The 13,392-nt window shown below is 68.1% G+C and carries 11 protein-coding genes and 4 pseudogenes; 5 read left to right on the top strand and 10 right to left on the bottom strand.

The window, feature by feature from the left end:
- The first annotated feature begins 578 nt into the window (after positions 1–578).
- Positions 579–773 (top strand): hypothetical protein, encoded by a 195-nt coding sequence (locus AQJ27_RS45660; RefSeq protein ID WP_067383331.1) that lies wholly within the window; start codon positions 579–581, stop codon positions 771–773.
- A gap of 83 nt (positions 774–856) precedes the next feature.
- Here AQJ27_RS45660 and AQJ27_RS45655 read toward each other — a convergent pair whose 3' ends face one another.
- The 3 genes from AQJ27_RS45655 to AQJ27_RS45645 form a co-directional block, all read right to left on the bottom strand.
- Positions 857–1,099 (bottom strand): DUF5302 domain-containing protein, encoded by a 243-nt coding sequence (locus AQJ27_RS45655; RefSeq protein ID WP_067383327.1) that lies wholly within the window; start codon positions 1,097–1,099, stop codon positions 857–859.
- Between the two features lie 472 nt (positions 1,100–1,571).
- Positions 1,572–2,666 (bottom strand): hypothetical protein, encoded by a 1,095-nt coding sequence (locus AQJ27_RS45650; RefSeq protein ID WP_159064585.1) that lies wholly within the window; start codon positions 2,664–2,666, stop codon positions 1,572–1,574.
- A gap of 132 nt (positions 2,667–2,798) precedes the next feature.
- On the bottom strand, positions 2,799–3,131 hold the full coding sequence (locus tag AQJ27_RS45645; RefSeq protein WP_067383321.1) for a DNA-processing protein DprA: 333 nt from the start codon (positions 3,129–3,131) through the stop codon (positions 2,799–2,801).
- A gap of 797 nt (positions 3,132–3,928) precedes the next feature.
- Between AQJ27_RS45645 and AQJ27_RS45640 the strand changes: the two genes are divergently transcribed.
- Genes AQJ27_RS45640 through AQJ27_RS45630 form a run of 3 tightly spaced genes read left to right on the top strand, consistent with a single transcriptional unit; the run spans position 3,929 to position 7,484 of the window.
- On the top strand, positions 3,929–4,453 hold the full coding sequence (locus AQJ27_RS45640) for a PadR family transcriptional regulator (protein ID WP_067383318.1): 525 nt from the start codon (positions 3,929–3,931) through the stop codon (positions 4,451–4,453).
- Positions 4,450–5,142 carry an ABC transporter ATP-binding protein gene (locus AQJ27_RS45635; protein WP_067383315.1) on the top strand — a complete coding sequence of 231 codons (693 nt, stop codon included), beginning with the start codon at positions 4,450–4,452 and terminating at the stop codon, positions 5,140–5,142. The genes AQJ27_RS45640 and AQJ27_RS45635 overlap by 4 nt, the downstream gene beginning before the upstream one ends.
- Positions 5,139–7,484: an ABC transporter permease gene (locus AQJ27_RS45630; protein ID WP_067383312.1), complete on the top strand. Its 2,346-nt coding sequence runs from the start codon at positions 5,139–5,141 to the stop codon at positions 7,482–7,484. The genes AQJ27_RS45635 and AQJ27_RS45630 overlap by 4 nt, the downstream gene beginning before the upstream one ends.
- Positions 7,485–7,880: 396 nt before the next feature.
- Here AQJ27_RS45630 and AQJ27_RS53705 read toward each other — a convergent pair.
- The 4 genes and pseudogenes from AQJ27_RS53705 to murJ all read right to left on the bottom strand — a co-directional run.
- Positions 7,881–8,048: pseudogene (locus tag AQJ27_RS53705) on the bottom strand (IS5-like element IS4811 family transposase); the annotation flags it as partial.
- Positions 8,049–8,726: 678 nt separating this feature from the next.
- Positions 8,727–8,918 (bottom strand): annotated as a pseudogene (locus tag AQJ27_RS53700) (hypothetical protein); the annotation flags it as partial.
- 112 nt (positions 8,919–9,030) lie between these two features.
- Positions 9,031–9,324 (bottom strand): annotated as a pseudogene (locus tag AQJ27_RS61050) (MmyB family transcriptional regulator); the annotation flags it as partial.
- Positions 9,325–9,896: 572 nt separating this feature from the next.
- Positions 9,897–11,465 (bottom strand): murein biosynthesis integral membrane protein MurJ, encoded by a 1,569-nt coding sequence (murJ, locus tag AQJ27_RS45615; protein ID WP_235613905.1) that lies wholly within the window; start codon positions 11,463–11,465, stop codon positions 9,897–9,899.
- A 190-nt stretch (positions 11,466–11,655) separates the two neighbouring features.
- Here murJ and AQJ27_RS45610 point away from each other — a divergent pair.
- Positions 11,656–11,835, top strand: a pseudogene (locus AQJ27_RS45610) (PHP domain-containing protein); the annotation flags it as partial.
- Here AQJ27_RS45610 and AQJ27_RS45605 read toward each other — a convergent pair.
- The 3 genes from AQJ27_RS45605 to AQJ27_RS45595 all read right to left on the bottom strand — a co-directional run bounded on the left by AQJ27_RS45605 (position 11,835) and on the right by AQJ27_RS45595 (position 13,367).
- Complete coding sequence (locus tag AQJ27_RS45605; RefSeq protein ID WP_067383298.1) at positions 11,835–12,023, bottom strand: hypothetical protein; 189 nt, start codon at positions 12,021–12,023, stop codon at positions 11,835–11,837. The pseudogene AQJ27_RS45610 and the gene AQJ27_RS45605 sit on opposite strands and share 1 nt — an antisense overlap.
- 50 nt (positions 12,024–12,073) lie before the next feature.
- Entirely contained in the window at positions 12,074–12,583 is a 510-nt protein-coding gene (locus tag AQJ27_RS45600; RefSeq protein WP_067383296.1) for a hypothetical protein, read from the bottom strand.
- 247 nt (positions 12,584–12,830) lie between these two features.
- Positions 12,831–13,367 (bottom strand): hypothetical protein, encoded by a 537-nt coding sequence (locus AQJ27_RS45595; RefSeq protein WP_067383365.1) that lies wholly within the window; start codon positions 13,365–13,367, stop codon positions 12,831–12,833.
- Positions 13,368–13,392 lie beyond the last annotated feature (25 nt).

Genomic DNA, 13,392 nt, shown 5'->3' with positions numbered 1-13,392 from the left:
GGCCGCCGCCCACCCCACACCCTCCGCAGGCATCCCTTGGAATTGATCATCTAGTGGTGGAAGGCGACGTCGACATCGCCCGCGACGCCTCCGGCCGATGGCGCCACCCCACACGCTGGCACCGCGCCCGCCCCGACCTCTCCCCCACCGACGTCCCCCACGCACGCGACGCCGCCGCTCTGACTGCGGCGCAGCGCGACGGCCCCGGCCGGCGCGCGAGGAGCACCGGTGGGCGCCCGATCCCCTCGCCCGCCGCCCGGGACCTGTCCACCCACCCACTTCCTTGTTCTTCCTGCTGTGGGACGTGGTCCGGGGGCGTAGAGGGGATGTCGGTCTCACGACCACGGCCTGACCGACATGGTGACCTGCGGGTTCACAGGAAGGTGCGGCAGAGGGCGCGGGCAGTTGTCGGCTGGGTTGTCGGAGGGGATTTGGGCCTGGTCCACGGAGGCGTTGTCGCTTCGTGACCGTGGTCGGGCCTTCGTGGTCGGTGGTCTGGTCGGGGCCGACTGCTGCTGTGGCCGCTACGCGCGGCGCCGGGCAGGACAGCGCCGCACCGGACGGGAAGCGGGCGGACCGTGATGATCGGCGTGGACGCGGGCAGCGGAGACCGGCTGACGCTGGCCGTGCTGACGCAGTACCGGATGGCCGCCACCGAGCAGATGACGGCCGATCAGGAGCTTCAATGCGGGCCGCACTGCCGGTGCCGTAGCGATTCCTGGCTACGGCCTTTGCCACACCTGCGCGGCAAGGCCTCACCCGATGGGTCGTGAGCGGGCGACCCAGGGTGGAGCTGGGCGGGCCGGCACGGCGGCCGGTCCGTGTCCCGCGAGTCCCCTCCGGCGGCCGTTTGGACTCAGCCGCCGCTCTTGCGCCGAAACGACCGCTGACTCGCAGCCGGGCCGTGCGCCCCGCGGATCTTCGACGCGTCGGTGTTCGCAGCGAGGGCGGCCGCGTCCGCCTGCATGCCCCGCTTGCGCGCCAGGGCCTCCCGGAACTTGCGTTTCAAGTCATCCTGCCCGTCATCGTCGGATGCCGGCGCGGGCTCCTCGATGTCGGCCGGCTCCGAACCTTCTTGCGGCGAGGGCTCTGCAGTCATGGTGACCTCCGGGTTCGGGTAGTGGGAAGCACAGCTTGTCATGGACCATGGTGTCCGCGGTCAGGCCCCCAGTCCGGGCGCGTCCGCGAAGGTTCGTGAGGCCTACACGCCCGTCGGGGGCGACCTCGTGGTGAAGGTGGTGGCGGTACCACCCGGCACGCGATGGTCTTCCCTGCCAAGTCGCTCTGTTCAAGCTCATGACTCGTCGCGCGTTGCGTTTGCGTCAGCGGCAAGCGGGGTTGGCACTGCTCTGTTGCAGCGGAGCCCCGCACGATTGCGGCGGTCCGCCCCGGCAAGGGGCGGATACGCACGCTCGGCACCCAGCAGCGCTCCACGAACACTGCCCCTGTGCGGCGTGCCGCCCGGCCCGGAGCCTGCTCGCGGTCCATTCGCTGTCGCGTGATGATGACGCACCGCGGCTGGATGCATCCCCGACGTGGCGCACCGGTTCAGTGCACAGAGCGCCACTGGGTCAACTTGCTGTGCCCTCGGCGGTGTCGACCCACATCACGATCTCGCCGGGGTTGTATTCCGCTGCAGCGTGCAACGCCTCCACCGGGACAGCATGCAACGCCGCCGCGAACTCGGCCGGCAAGACGCGCCCCGCCGGGTTCGTCACCAGCGCGTGCGGAGGGAAGCTGCCGGGACGGCCGTAGTCCAGAAGATGTGCTCGGTCATCGGCCAATGGCCGGCCCGCCAGACCCTCCACGACCTGGTGCTGATGCCTGACCAACAAGACCGCGTCCACGTTCGCAAACTCAACCGCGCCACCATCAGCGCGATAGAACGAGTTGGGGGTGAACAGTCCCGAAGCCGGAGAGGTCAACGCCGTCAGAGGCTCGTTGCCGAAGTCGTCCCACACGATGACAAGAAGCGACCGAAAATCTGGATCCGTCGCCCTGAAGCCGGCGAACTTCTTGTCCGCACTGATGAGGAAGTCCTTGACCGGGTTGTCGCGAGGGAGCGTCACGGCCTCGCCGAGAGACTTTGCAGACACCTTGGTGCGGGCGTTCAGCTGCCAACCGTTCGACGCCCGCTGCTCGCGGTGTGCACGCAGGTCAGCGGCCTTGACCTCGACACCGAGCGCGCCGACACCATCGAGCCTGACCACGACCTCGGGATTGGCCTTCGCCCCGCCGGCGACCGGCTCCATCTCGAACTCCACCGGAGCCGGCCAGCCGTAGGCGGCCAGGTGCGCCACGACCAGCACTTCGCAGTACCAAGCCAGAATCTGCTGATAGTGGCCCAGGTCCCTCTCGGCCCCGCCGAACGACTCCAGTCGCTTGAGCTGCTCCGCAGCGAAGCCCGGCATCACCGCATCACCGGCCGCCAGCGCCATCACCGTCGGCCCTCCCACCGTCACGAACCCAGGCGTCTTCGGATTGAAGTTGTAGCCCAACCAGTGCCATTGCGTGCGAATCGGCCCGGTCTGGATGGCATCCATCAACTCCGCGGCACGCCTGACGATCGAGCGCGACATCCGAAAGGCCCTTCTCTTGCTGAACCAGTGACGTTCATCGTCGTTCCCATACTGGCAGCCGGTCGCCGGCCCATCGGCAGGGTCCATGCCTGGCGCGTTCTCGTCGCCCGGGCTGGCACCTGCGCATCCTCGTCTGCCGGGCGGGGCCGATGACGGTCGGTCTTGCTCACATGCGTGGATGGAGGTGGCACGGCATGGGCGATGCTGCGGCACAGCGTGTCAAAGGAGCGGCGTCCGGCTGCGGAGAAGATGTCGGTCAGCTGACCGGTGGGCTCTTCCCCGATGAGGGGCAGTCAGGTCACCGGCGCCTAGCCAGGTGAAACCGATGACAGGACGACGGTAGGCGCCGACGAAGCGGACGGTGTGAGCTGTTTCGCCGGCACGCTTGCCCTCGGCTGCGACGACGATGTCCGCGAGCGCGGCCTGGAGGCGGTTGCGTTGGACGAACTGGGCTTTGCGGAAGTGTTCTTCAGACAGGTACTCGGTGGCGACCGCACCGCCGGTGCAGATGATCCGGGCACGGACGTCAGCGGTCTCCGCGGGAAAGACCATGGAGGCCCACCTGCTCGATGCGGCCATGCAGGCCCAGACGTCCGGCCGCAGCGGCCGAGCCCGCGCGGCTCACTGGGCCCTGCATCCCGTCCCCACTGGCCGCGTCGCGCGGGTTGTCCCCCACGGAGCGGCTCATCACTCTGGCCCTGGCGACCCACACCGCGCACAGCAGCACCGGCAGTGTGGAACTCGCCCTGCTGGTCCGGCTGTGCAGCAGCTCGAGGCGTCCAGGAACGGCGTGTCCTCCGGGCCGCCGAACCAGCCGACGTGCTCGCCTACTTGAGGAGCACCTCCGCGAGCGACGGATCTACGAGTCCGGCGGACAGCCTGCCGACGGCTCCTCCGCCCCTGGGCCCGGGGGAGACATGAACCAACGTGAACAACATACTGTTCGCGCTGCTCCGCGACGGTACCGTCTACGAACCCAGATCCCACGTCTCCCCGCACGAGCGCATCTGAACAGCGTGGCCGGGCCCCAACCCCACCTTCGACAGCCCGGACGACCTCACCGAGTCGCGGGCGGCCTGGTCGGCGGGTTTGACATGGTCTCCGAGGAGACAGCCGTGACGGTGCCAAGGCTCGGACCGCCCCTCTCCGCCCGGCCGGCCGGGCGCCTCGCCGGTCGACCTACAGCTGTTCGAAGCGGGTCATGAACAGTCGAGGCAGCTGACTGCCTGTTTCCGAACCGTGACGATCGGAATTCCCGGCTCCCTCACCTGCACTGTCGTACACCCTCGCCGTGAACTACACACTCGGCGTATACACGCCGCGTATACATCGCGTGTAGAGTGCGGGTCATGTCCATCGGTCACACCCTTTTGGGGATCCTGGAGTCCGGCCCGCGACACGGTTACGACCTGAAGCGGGCCTTTGACGAGAAGTTCGGTCACGACCGGCCGCTGCACTACGGCCAGGTCTACTCGACGATGTCCCGGCTGCTGAAGAACGGCCTCGTCGAGGTCGACGGCATCGAGGCCGGCGGCGGCCCGGAGCGCAAGCGCTACGCGATCACCGACGCCGGCATCACCGACGTAGAGCAGTGGCTCGCGACCCCGCAGAAGCCGGAGGAGTACCTCCAGTCAGCCCTCTACACCAAAGTCGTCCTCGCGCTGCTCACCCACCGGGACGCCGCCGACATCCTGGACACCCAACGCTCCGAGCACCTGCGCAGCATGCGCATCCTGACCGACCGCAAGCGCAAGGGCGATCTGGCGGACCAGCTGATCTGCGACCACGCCCTCTTCCACCTGGAAGCGGATCTGCGCTGGCTTGAGCTGACCGCCGCCCGACTCGACAAACTCCGTGAGGCCGTAGCCCGATGACGACTTCTCCCCCTGGTTCCCTGCTCACCGCGCAGGACCTGCGCAAGACCTATGGGCACACCCATGCCCTCGACGGCGCCGAGTTCTCCATCCACCCCGGCGAGGTCGTCGCCGTCATGGGCCCCTCAGGCTCCGGCAAATCGACGCTGCTGCACTGCCTCGCGGCCATCCTGCCGCCCGACTCCGGGTCGATCACCTACAACGGGCGCGAGGTGACGACGATGAGCGACGCCCAGCGCAGCGCTTTACGCCGCTCCGAGTTCGGCTTCGTGTTCCAGTTCGGGCAGCTCGTTCCGGAACTGACCTGCGTGGAGAACGTCGCCCTGCCGCTCAGGCTGAACGGCACCTCCCGCAAGGAAGCCGAGCGGGCGGCGCTCGGCTGGATGGAACGCCTGGAGGTCGACGACCTGAAGGGCAAGCGGCCCGGCGAGGTCTCCGGCGGCCAGGGCCAGCGCGTCGCCGTGGCCCGCGCGCTGGTCACCAGCCCCCGGGTGCTGTTCGCCGACGAACCGACCGGCGCGCTCGACTCCTACAACGGCGAGCGCGTGATGAAACTGCTCACCGACGCGGCCCGCTCCACCAACGCCGCCGTCGTCCTCGTCACCCACGAGACACGGGTGGCCGCCTACTCCGACCGCGAGATCGTCGTACGCGACGGCAAGTCCCGGGACATGGAGCGCGCCATATGAGTCCGCGCCAGTGGTCCAGAGACCTGACCATGGGAGCCCGGTTCGCCGTCACCGGCGGCCGCGAGGGCTGGGTCCGAATGACGCTGACAGCGGTCGGCGTCGGCCTCGGCGTGGCCCTGCTCCTGTTGTGCACCGCGATGCCCAACGTGTTCACCTCCCGCAGCAAGGTGGAGGACGCCCGCTACGCCAACACGTACTCCCAGACGGTCCCGCCCAAGGCCGACAACACTCTCCTGATCGCCGATGCCGACACCACCTGGCACGACGACGACATCCAGGGCCGGTTCGTCGAACCCGAGGGCAGGCGGGCGCCGCTGCCCCCGGGGGTCGACCGCTTCCCGGGTAAGGGCGAGATGGTGGTCTCCCCCGCGCTCAAGGACCTGCTGGACTCGGACGACGCGAAACTGCTGCGGGAGCGCCTGCCGTACAAGATCACCGGCACGATCGGCGAGAGCGGGCTGATCGGCTCGCACGAACTGGCTTACTACGCGGGCGCCTCGGGGTTGAAGCTCACGGACTCCTCCCTGGTGACGCGGCTGGCCAAGTTCGGCAAACCGGACGCGACGCCCGAGAAGAGCGACCCGGTGCTGCTGCTCATGGTCTTGGTCGTGTTCGTGGTGCTGCTGACGCCGGTCGCCGTGTTCATCGCCGCTGCCGTCCGCTTCGGCGGCGAACGCCGCGACCGCCGCCTGGCCGCGCTGCGCCTGGTCGGCTCCGACCGGGGGATGACCCGGCGGATCGCAGCGGGCGAGGCGCTGGCCGGAGCCCTGCTCGGCCTGGCCGTGGGCACCGGCTTCTTCTTGCTCGGCCGCCAGAAGCTGGGCACCGGCGAGTTGCTGGGCGTGAGCGTCTGGCCCAGCTACCTCGACCCCACTCCCGCGCTTGCCGCGCTGGTCGCGGTGGCGGTGCCGGTCGCCTCTGTGCTGGTCACGCTGCTCGCGATGCGCGGCGTGGTCGTCGAACCCCTCGGTGTCGTGCGTGCTGCCAAGCAGAGCCGCCGCCGGCTGTGGTGGCGGCTGCTGCCGACTCTGGCCGGCCTCGCGATGCTCTACCCGATGATCGGCCAAGGCCACAAGAACGGAAACTTCAACCAGTACCTCGTCATCGGCGGCGTCCTGATGTTGCTGATCGGCATCACCGCCCTGCTGCCCTGGGTCGTGGAGGCGGTCGTCGTCCGGCTCGGCAAGGGCCCGCTGTCCTGGCAGCTGGCCGTGCGACGACTGCAGTTGAGTAGCGGCACTGCCGCCCGCATGGTCAACGGCATCGCCGTGGCGGTGGCCGGGGCCATCGCGCTGCAGATGCTCTTCACGGGAACGCAGAGCCAATACACCAAGAACACCGGCAAGGACCCCAGCCGGGTCCAGATGCAGGTCGACTTCAGCGGCCCCAAGCCGCTGCCCGGCATCGAGCGCGAATTCACCGGCACCAAGGGGGTCCGGGCCGCGGTGGCCCTGGCCCGCTCCCAGTACGGGGACGCACGTCGCAACCCGGAGAACAGCAACGGCCTGACCGTGGGTAACTGCGCCGCCCTGCGCGAACTCGCCACATTGCCCTCCTGCAAGGACGGTGACGTGTTTGTCACGCGAACGCGGAGCGGCTACTCGGACCCCAGCAACGCATCCGAGATCGCCCTGGTGAAGCCCGGTCGGCAGCTCTACATCGACCCGTCGTACGACGGCGCCGAACGCCGCCTCGAGGTGCCCTGGACCGTTCCGGCAAACATTCGGGAGGTGAACGCGCGCAAGGACTCACTGCAGGACTACACCAGTTTGCTGGTCACCCCCGCCGCCCTGCCCGCCAAGGCCGCGCCCGCGGTGTTCTCGGACGGTGTCTACCTGCGTCTGGACCCGTCGGTGCCGGACTCACGGGAGTACATACGCAACGTCGTCGCCCGCATCGACCCCCTGGCACAAACCTACAGTTGGTCGGCGACCCAGGAGGACGTCAAGTACACCTCCATCCGCACCGGCCTGTTCGTCGGCTCCGCCTTCGTGCTGGCACTCATCGGCGCGAGTCTGCTGGTCTCCCAGCTGGAGCAGCTGCGCGAGCGCAGGAAGCTGCTCTCCGCACTGGTCGCCTTCGGCACCCGGCGCCGCACGCTGACCCTGTCGGTACTGTGGCAGACGGCCCTCCCGGTCGGACTCGGCCTCGTACTGGCCACAACGGTGGGTATCACCCTCGGCTCGGCGCTGCTGAAGATGACCCGTACACCGGTGGCCATGGACTGGGCGAGCGTCCTGACCATGACCGGCGTGGGCGCGGCCGTGGTCGGCGTGGTCACGCTGCTCAGCCTGCCGCCGCTGCTGCGGATGATGCGCCCGGAAGGCCTGCGCACGGAATAACCCCTGGCACATCCCCCGAAGTGGGCTCCTCCTGCCAGGAGGAGCCCACCCCTCCACGCAGGCAAGCCCGGTCGGCATCAGCACAGTCACCGTCAGGGCAACCTCGGCGCACAGCAGAATCCGCAGTCGAGGCGAGCACGCCATCAGACGGCGTCGGCCGGGAGCCTGCCGACACCGACCAGGCAGAGCTCTGCGGCCGAACGGCTCGCTGCGTCACCCAGAGCAGGCATCGAGCATCGCCGACAGCGCGGATAGAGCCGATAGCGCCGAGCAGCCTTGCCGGCTCAGGCGGCGATTCAGGCCGCGTCAAAGCCAGGGTGATGGCCCTGACCTTGAGAATGATCAGTCCCGGTCGGCTTCGCGGGATGCCGACTGTTCGCTCCTGCGGGAGCTTCGGCGGGTGATTCGCCTGGTCATGAGTGTGATGGCGGCCCGGGTGACCAGCGATTCGGAGTGCTGGACGAGCCGTTCGTAGTCGCGTGTGTGTCGGCGGACGTGCATGATCCAGGCCAGGGACCCCTCGACGACCCAGCGGTGAGGAAGGATGACGAACCCGACGGCGTCCGATGGTGCTCTCGGGGTGCATCAGCCGGAACAGGACTTCCTTGGCCGCGTCGCGGCGGTGCAACCCCTGGGAGCCCCAGCTACACCCCCAGCTCTCGTGCTTGAGCCAGGTGTCACCGGCGGACCAATGACCGAGGTCCTGCTGCTCCACCGCTGGCCAACGGTCGGTCACGGTGGCCGGTGCGGGCCCAGAGGGCACGCGCTCCGCCCCTGCCACCCTTTGACCATTCAGGAGTCGGACTTCGTCACCGTCACCACCGGTGATGGATCAACGCCGCAACCAGGGCCGAGCCGTAAGCCCTCACACCTACCGGTCGCCGGGTGGGGCACACGCTCTCGCTCGCCCACCGGCATGGCGGAGGCCCCCGAAAGCCCTCCCCGGTCGCTGCTTCATACCGCGTCCGAGAGCAATTGATGTGTGTCCGGACCAGCTTGCGGCGTACCAGCTCAGAGGGCCTCAAATCAGAGAAGCAGCAGGTCAGGTGTTCCAGAGAGTTGTCCGGCTCTATGAGGGCGGTACGTGAGTTGCTGTCCGATTCTCCCTTTCGGGACCGGATGGTCCGGCAGCTTCGGTGCCGACGGCACGGGCGGCTGTGGATCAGGCAGATGTCTCCGTGCCTACGGTGCCGCTGGCTCGGAGACTTGGCCGAGTCGGCGGACTCATCCGAGTACGGGTGAATGGACGTATGCCTCCCGGAGACGGGAGATCAGAAAGACCTCGTACTCCATGGCGAGGCCGAACACGACGCCCAGGAGGAAGATCAGGATGAGACTCATGATCGGCCCGGTCGTCTCGACTCCGAGCGGTGAGGCGTCCCAGCCCCCGGGGAACAGCACGATGACACAGCCGAGGGCGGCCAGTACCGCGATCGCAGGATTGGATTCCGTGGTGGGTCAAGGGGTGTCCAACAGGTCGGCGAGCCGTTGGAGCCGTTCGGCGTCGGGACTGCCTTCGACGGTGGTGCACACCATGAGAGCGGGGCCGGAGTTGCCCGGCTGCGAACTCGTCGCCGCGGACGGCGAGTTCACCCACCAGCTCGACCGCGCGCGGGTGGCCGGGATCAGCGGCGACCTGCGTACGCAGCATCCCGATCAGTTCGGCTACGGTGGCCGCCCGGTTCGGGCAGGTCCGGTCGGCCTCAGGGTGAAGGAACAGAGCCAGCAGGTTCCGCTCCCTCAGCGGCTGTCGGGTGAACTCGCCCAGCAGGGCACCGCCTAGCGGGTTCCAGGCAAGCACGTCCAGGAAACGGCCGACGGCCAGAGCGGGCGAGGTCATGGTGTGCAGCAACCGCTGTGTGGTGTCCGGGACTTCCTCCGGCTTGTACGAGCGAGGCAGGCGGCTGGGCGTGCGTGCGGCGGTAGCGAGGCTGTGTAGGTGCCGGGACCCCTCGGCGGAGAAGCGTCTCCCCGGGGCGATCGCCGCACCTGCCTCCGTGTCCCCCCATCACGAGCGCGCCCAGCAGGGTGTCCGTCCCCGCGTCCGGCAATTCGCTCCTGACCGCTCGCCGCAGTGTCTCCAAGAGGAGGTCAACAACGTCCGGCTCGAACTCCGTGGTCCCTCCGGCCACGGCCTCGGCGTCGGCGTCGGCGTGCGCTCCGGTCGTCCCTCGTTGCTCCATCGAACATCCCCCTGGATCACGGTGGCCGGTCCGAACGACGCTAGACGCGCCCTTCGCGACACCGCGTCGGCCGACCCGCCATACTCCCGGTCCGATCGGCCAACCAGCTACTGGCCAGAGGCGGTGGCAAGACCGCTGGTGACCGGGCTGTACTCAAAGACAGTTGGTCATTTTCCTCAGAGATAGTTGGGCCACTGGGGCCTCGACGTCGCCTTTGTGGCTGCCAGGATCACCCCAGCCCCGGCAGGCTCCTCAGCTCCACGATCCGCAGGAGTCGCGCAAGGAGCAGGAACAGCAGGACCATCGCGATGCCGCCTGCAGCGAGCGAGAGGGCGGGCGCCAAAGAAACCGACGTCATGCTCTGGCTGCAGGAGCGGGCGATGAGCCACCCGGCAGCCCCGGCGACGGTGGCGGCTGTGGTCAGTTTTGTGTAGGTGCGACAGATCCGCCGGCCGTCGAGGAGCCCCTCCGTGCGCCGCCGCAGGCGCAAGGCGGTGAGCAGCAGGCCGATCGCGTAGGACAGGGCGTAGGCGGCGGCCATCCCCGTGACCGCCCAGCGCGGGGGCAACAGGAGGTGGCAGGCTGTGGCGAGAGCGATGTTGATGCCGCTGATCCACACCGCCATCCGGAACGGCGTGCGGGTGTCTTCGAAGGCGTAGAAGCCGCGCAGCAGGAGGTACTGGCCGGAGAACGGGATCAGTCCCAGGCCGAAGGCTTGCAGCATGTGGCCCAGCGGGACGGTGGCTGCCGTGTCGGCGGCGCCGTGGGCGAACAGCAACTGGGCGATCTGAGGTCCGAAGGCGAGGAAGAAGAAGGCGGCAGGGACGATGATGACGCCGCTGATCCGCAGCGCGCGGGACAGGTCGGCGCGCAGGTCGTCGACGCGCTGCTCCGTCACAGCCCGGCTCATGCGCGGGAGCAGGGCTGTCACGAGGGAGACCGTGACGATCGACTGGGGCAGCATCCAGATCTGCTGGGCGTAGCTGTAGGCGGTGTAGCCGACGCCGTCGCGAGGCAGAGCGGCGTCGGCGGAGGAGGCCAGGCGGGTGACCACTGTGCTGGCCACGAGGTTGGCCAGCACGAACAGCAGGGTCCAGCGGGCCGCGTTCACGCTCTTGCGCAGTCCGGTGCCGCGCCAGTCGAAGCGCGGCCGGAACCGGAAGCCGGCCGCGCGGGCGTAGGGGATCAAGGCGAGTGCCTGGAGGGCGAGAGCGAGTGTGGTCCCGATCCCGAGCAGTCTGACCTGGGCGCCGGTCACGTCCGAGACCTGTTCGGGGGCGGTCATCAGGCCGAGGTAGAGGCCGAACATGGAGATCAGGACGAGGTTGTTGAGGACCGGGGTCCACATCATCGCGCCGAACCGGTTCCGGGCATTGAGGACTTGGCCGAAGATGCTGAACACGCCGTAGAGAAAGATCTGCGGAAGCAGGAAGCGGGCGAAGGTCACGGTCAGCTCGAACGCGTCGTGCGTGGCGGGTGTGTCGCGCTGGTAGACGCTGATGATCTCAGGGGCTGCCCACGTGGCCAGCGCGGTCCCCGCGCCGAGGACGCACAGCACCAGGGTGACCAGGCGTTGTTCAAAGGCGGCGCCGCCGTCGAGGTCTTCCGCGCGGGCCCGTACGAGTTGGGGGACCAGGACAGAGTTCAATGCGCCGCCGATCAGCAGGAAGTACAAACTGGTCGGCACCGTGTTGGCCTGGTTGTAGGTGGTGGCCAACAGCCCGGTGCCCAGCGCGGCGGCCTGCAGCACCTGCCGTATCAGTCCGGTGGCACGCGAGACCACCGTTCCCACCGCCATCAGCGCAGACGAACGCAGTAGTCCGCCCTCGCCTTTCGCCTTCTTTGGGGCAGCGTGCCTCCGTCGTGTGGACCGCTCTAACCGCTCGTGCGACGTCTCCTCGATCATGGGCACAATCTACGATCCGGACCTCGCCTGGCTGGAGGGGCCTCGGGGTTCAGGGCGCCTTTGTGGCCAACTAACGCTGCGAGTGGCCAACTATCGCTGCGAGTCACAGCGGCCGGGGACTCATCTGCACGTCGCCTCCGGCTACTCGGCCCGCTACGGCGCTTCGCTCCCCCACACGCTCGTGCAGCGCGCCGTTGAGCGCGGGATGACGACGCTCGCCCTGACCGACCGGGACACCGTCGCGGGCACGGTCCACTTCGCCTAGGTCGGCACAGCCTGGGCGCGTTCGTCGGCGAGCTGCTCGCTAACCCGCTCAAGGACACGTTCGGCGACAGCGAGTTCGTCCCCCTCGGCCCGCACCTCTGCCAGATGCTTGGCCAACTGTTCTTCGAGTTCGTCCAGTTCCGCACGGCGCGCGGTGATCCGTTCCAGCAGTTCGGGATCCAGCATGCACAGAATCGTAGGAGGCGACCGAACCGCAGCGGGCAAGAACCGGACGGTCAACTCCCCGCTTCTGCTGCCGGCCTCTTGCGCAGGAACTGCTTCGCCGCCTCGATTGCTTCCCTGTTGAGCTCCTCGACGGAGACTCCCCAGTTCTCCTCCCATTCGTCCAGGTTGAGAGCGCATGAGACGAGGGACTGCAGCTCTTCGGGGTAGCCGAGGTCGACGGCGATGTCTGCCCAGATGAGGTGGGTGCCGGTGGCGGGATCCAGGGTTCCGACGGCTATCTGACCGGCGATCCAGTGGGCCATCGCACACTTTGCGGCCCGAGGGTCGGCGGGCGGATGGAAGAGCAGTCCCAGCTCCTCCAGTACCTGGTCGAAGAGCGCTGGCGCTTCGGGTTCCTCGCTCCGGAGGAGGCCGGCCAACATGGCGAGAGAAGGACTCTCGACCTCGGCAATGAGTGCGTCAAGCCCTGCCTGGATGAGCCGGTCGGACCCGACGTGCCTACCGAATGCCCGCTCGCGCGCGATGTGGCTGAGCTGCTTGAGGGCGTCATCGCGGGTCATCAGAGTTTCTCGGTCGGCGTCTGGGAAAAGAAGGCTCGCACATCCGCCGACGCTGCTGCATCGCGTTTCTCTTCGACCCAACCGTGCTGACAGACGATCTTCTCCGCGGACTCCCGCCCACGACTAGCACGAGTACCCAGAGAGCCGATCACACCAACCCTTTGACCTGGGACTTCAAGTTGGCGGCAACTCAGGGCACGGCTGTGCGTGCATACCCTTGGCTCTTACTGTGCTACAGGTCGGTTACTCAGCGACACAGCTGGTCAATCGTGTTCTCGAAGTCAGGGAACTCCTGGGCGGCCAGTTTGATCACGTCGGCAGGCGGGCGTCGGCCTTGGGAGGCAAAGCGTTCGGCGATGGCGGCACGCTCCGGGATGGGTCGCGGACGCCAGTCGGACTCGTATGTGTCAGTGAAAGCGGGGATCGCTTCGAAGGGGCCGTAGCCGCCCGCAAGCAGCCACAGGAAGTCGGCCAAGTCTCGAGCGACGACGGCCGTCTCACCCTCGGAGCCGAGGAAGACGATGGGCTGCTCGGCAAGATCCTCATTACGGCGGACAAGCCAGAACGCTGCGTATCCTCCGGAGCCGTTCTGCCCGAACACCCGAAAATCGTCACCGGTCAGTTCCGTGTTTCCGGTCCATGCGTGAATCCAGTCAGTGGTCTCGTGAGCAGACAGGAAGCGGGGGAAGGGCTCGAAATCAACCCCGTCACCGGCGTCGTAGCTGAAGGGGACAGCGAGCGCGGCGGCAAGTGCATCTGGAAAGTGGCGATCATCGGCGGTCATCACTGGCGCAGGGTATCGGCCGGTC

Origin of the sequence: Streptomyces olivochromogenes, from assembly GCF_001514115.1 — a bacterium.
Lineage (GTDB): Bacteria > Actinomycetota > Actinomycetes > Streptomycetales > Streptomycetaceae > Streptomyces > Streptomyces olivochromogenes.
The sequence above is the reverse complement of the archived record's forward strand: the minus strand, read 5'-3'. Positions and strand labels throughout refer to the sequence as shown.

Excerpts from the sequence above, each read along its gene's own strand:
- AQJ27_RS45655 (WP_067383327.1), bottom strand. The coding sequence starts at position 1,099 with ATGACTGCAGAGCCCTCGCCGCAAGAAGGTTCGGAGCCGGCCGACATC.
- AQJ27_RS45650 (WP_159064585.1), bottom strand. The coding sequence starts at position 2,666 with ATGGACCCTGCCGATGGGCCGGCGACCGGCTGCCAGTATGGGAACGAC.
- AQJ27_RS45645 (WP_067383321.1), bottom strand. The coding sequence starts at position 3,131 with ATGGTCTTTCCCGCGGAGACCGCTGACGTCCGTGCCCGGATCATCTGC.
- AQJ27_RS45640 (WP_067383318.1), top strand. The coding sequence starts at position 3,929 with ATGTCCATCGGTCACACCCTTTTGGGGATCCTGGAGTCCGGCCCGCGA.
- AQJ27_RS45635 (WP_067383315.1), top strand. The coding sequence starts at position 4,450 with ATGACGACTTCTCCCCCTGGTTCCCTGCTCACCGCGCAGGACCTGCGC.
- AQJ27_RS45630 (WP_067383312.1), top strand. The coding sequence starts at position 5,139 with ATGAGTCCGCGCCAGTGGTCCAGAGACCTGACCATGGGAGCCCGGTTC.
- murJ (WP_235613905.1), bottom strand. The coding sequence starts at position 11,465 with ATGGCGGTGGGAACGGTGGTCTCGCGTGCCACCGGACTGATACGGCAG.
- AQJ27_RS45605 (WP_067383298.1), bottom strand. The coding sequence starts at position 12,023 with ATGCTGGATCCCGAACTGCTGGAACGGATCACCGCGCGCCGTGCGGAA.
- AQJ27_RS45600 (WP_067383296.1), bottom strand. The coding sequence starts at position 12,583 with ATGACCCGCGATGACGCCCTCAAGCAGCTCAGCCACATCGCGCGCGAG.
- AQJ27_RS45595 (WP_067383365.1), bottom strand. The coding sequence starts at position 13,367 with ATGACCGCCGATGATCGCCACTTTCCAGATGCACTTGCCGCCGCGCTC.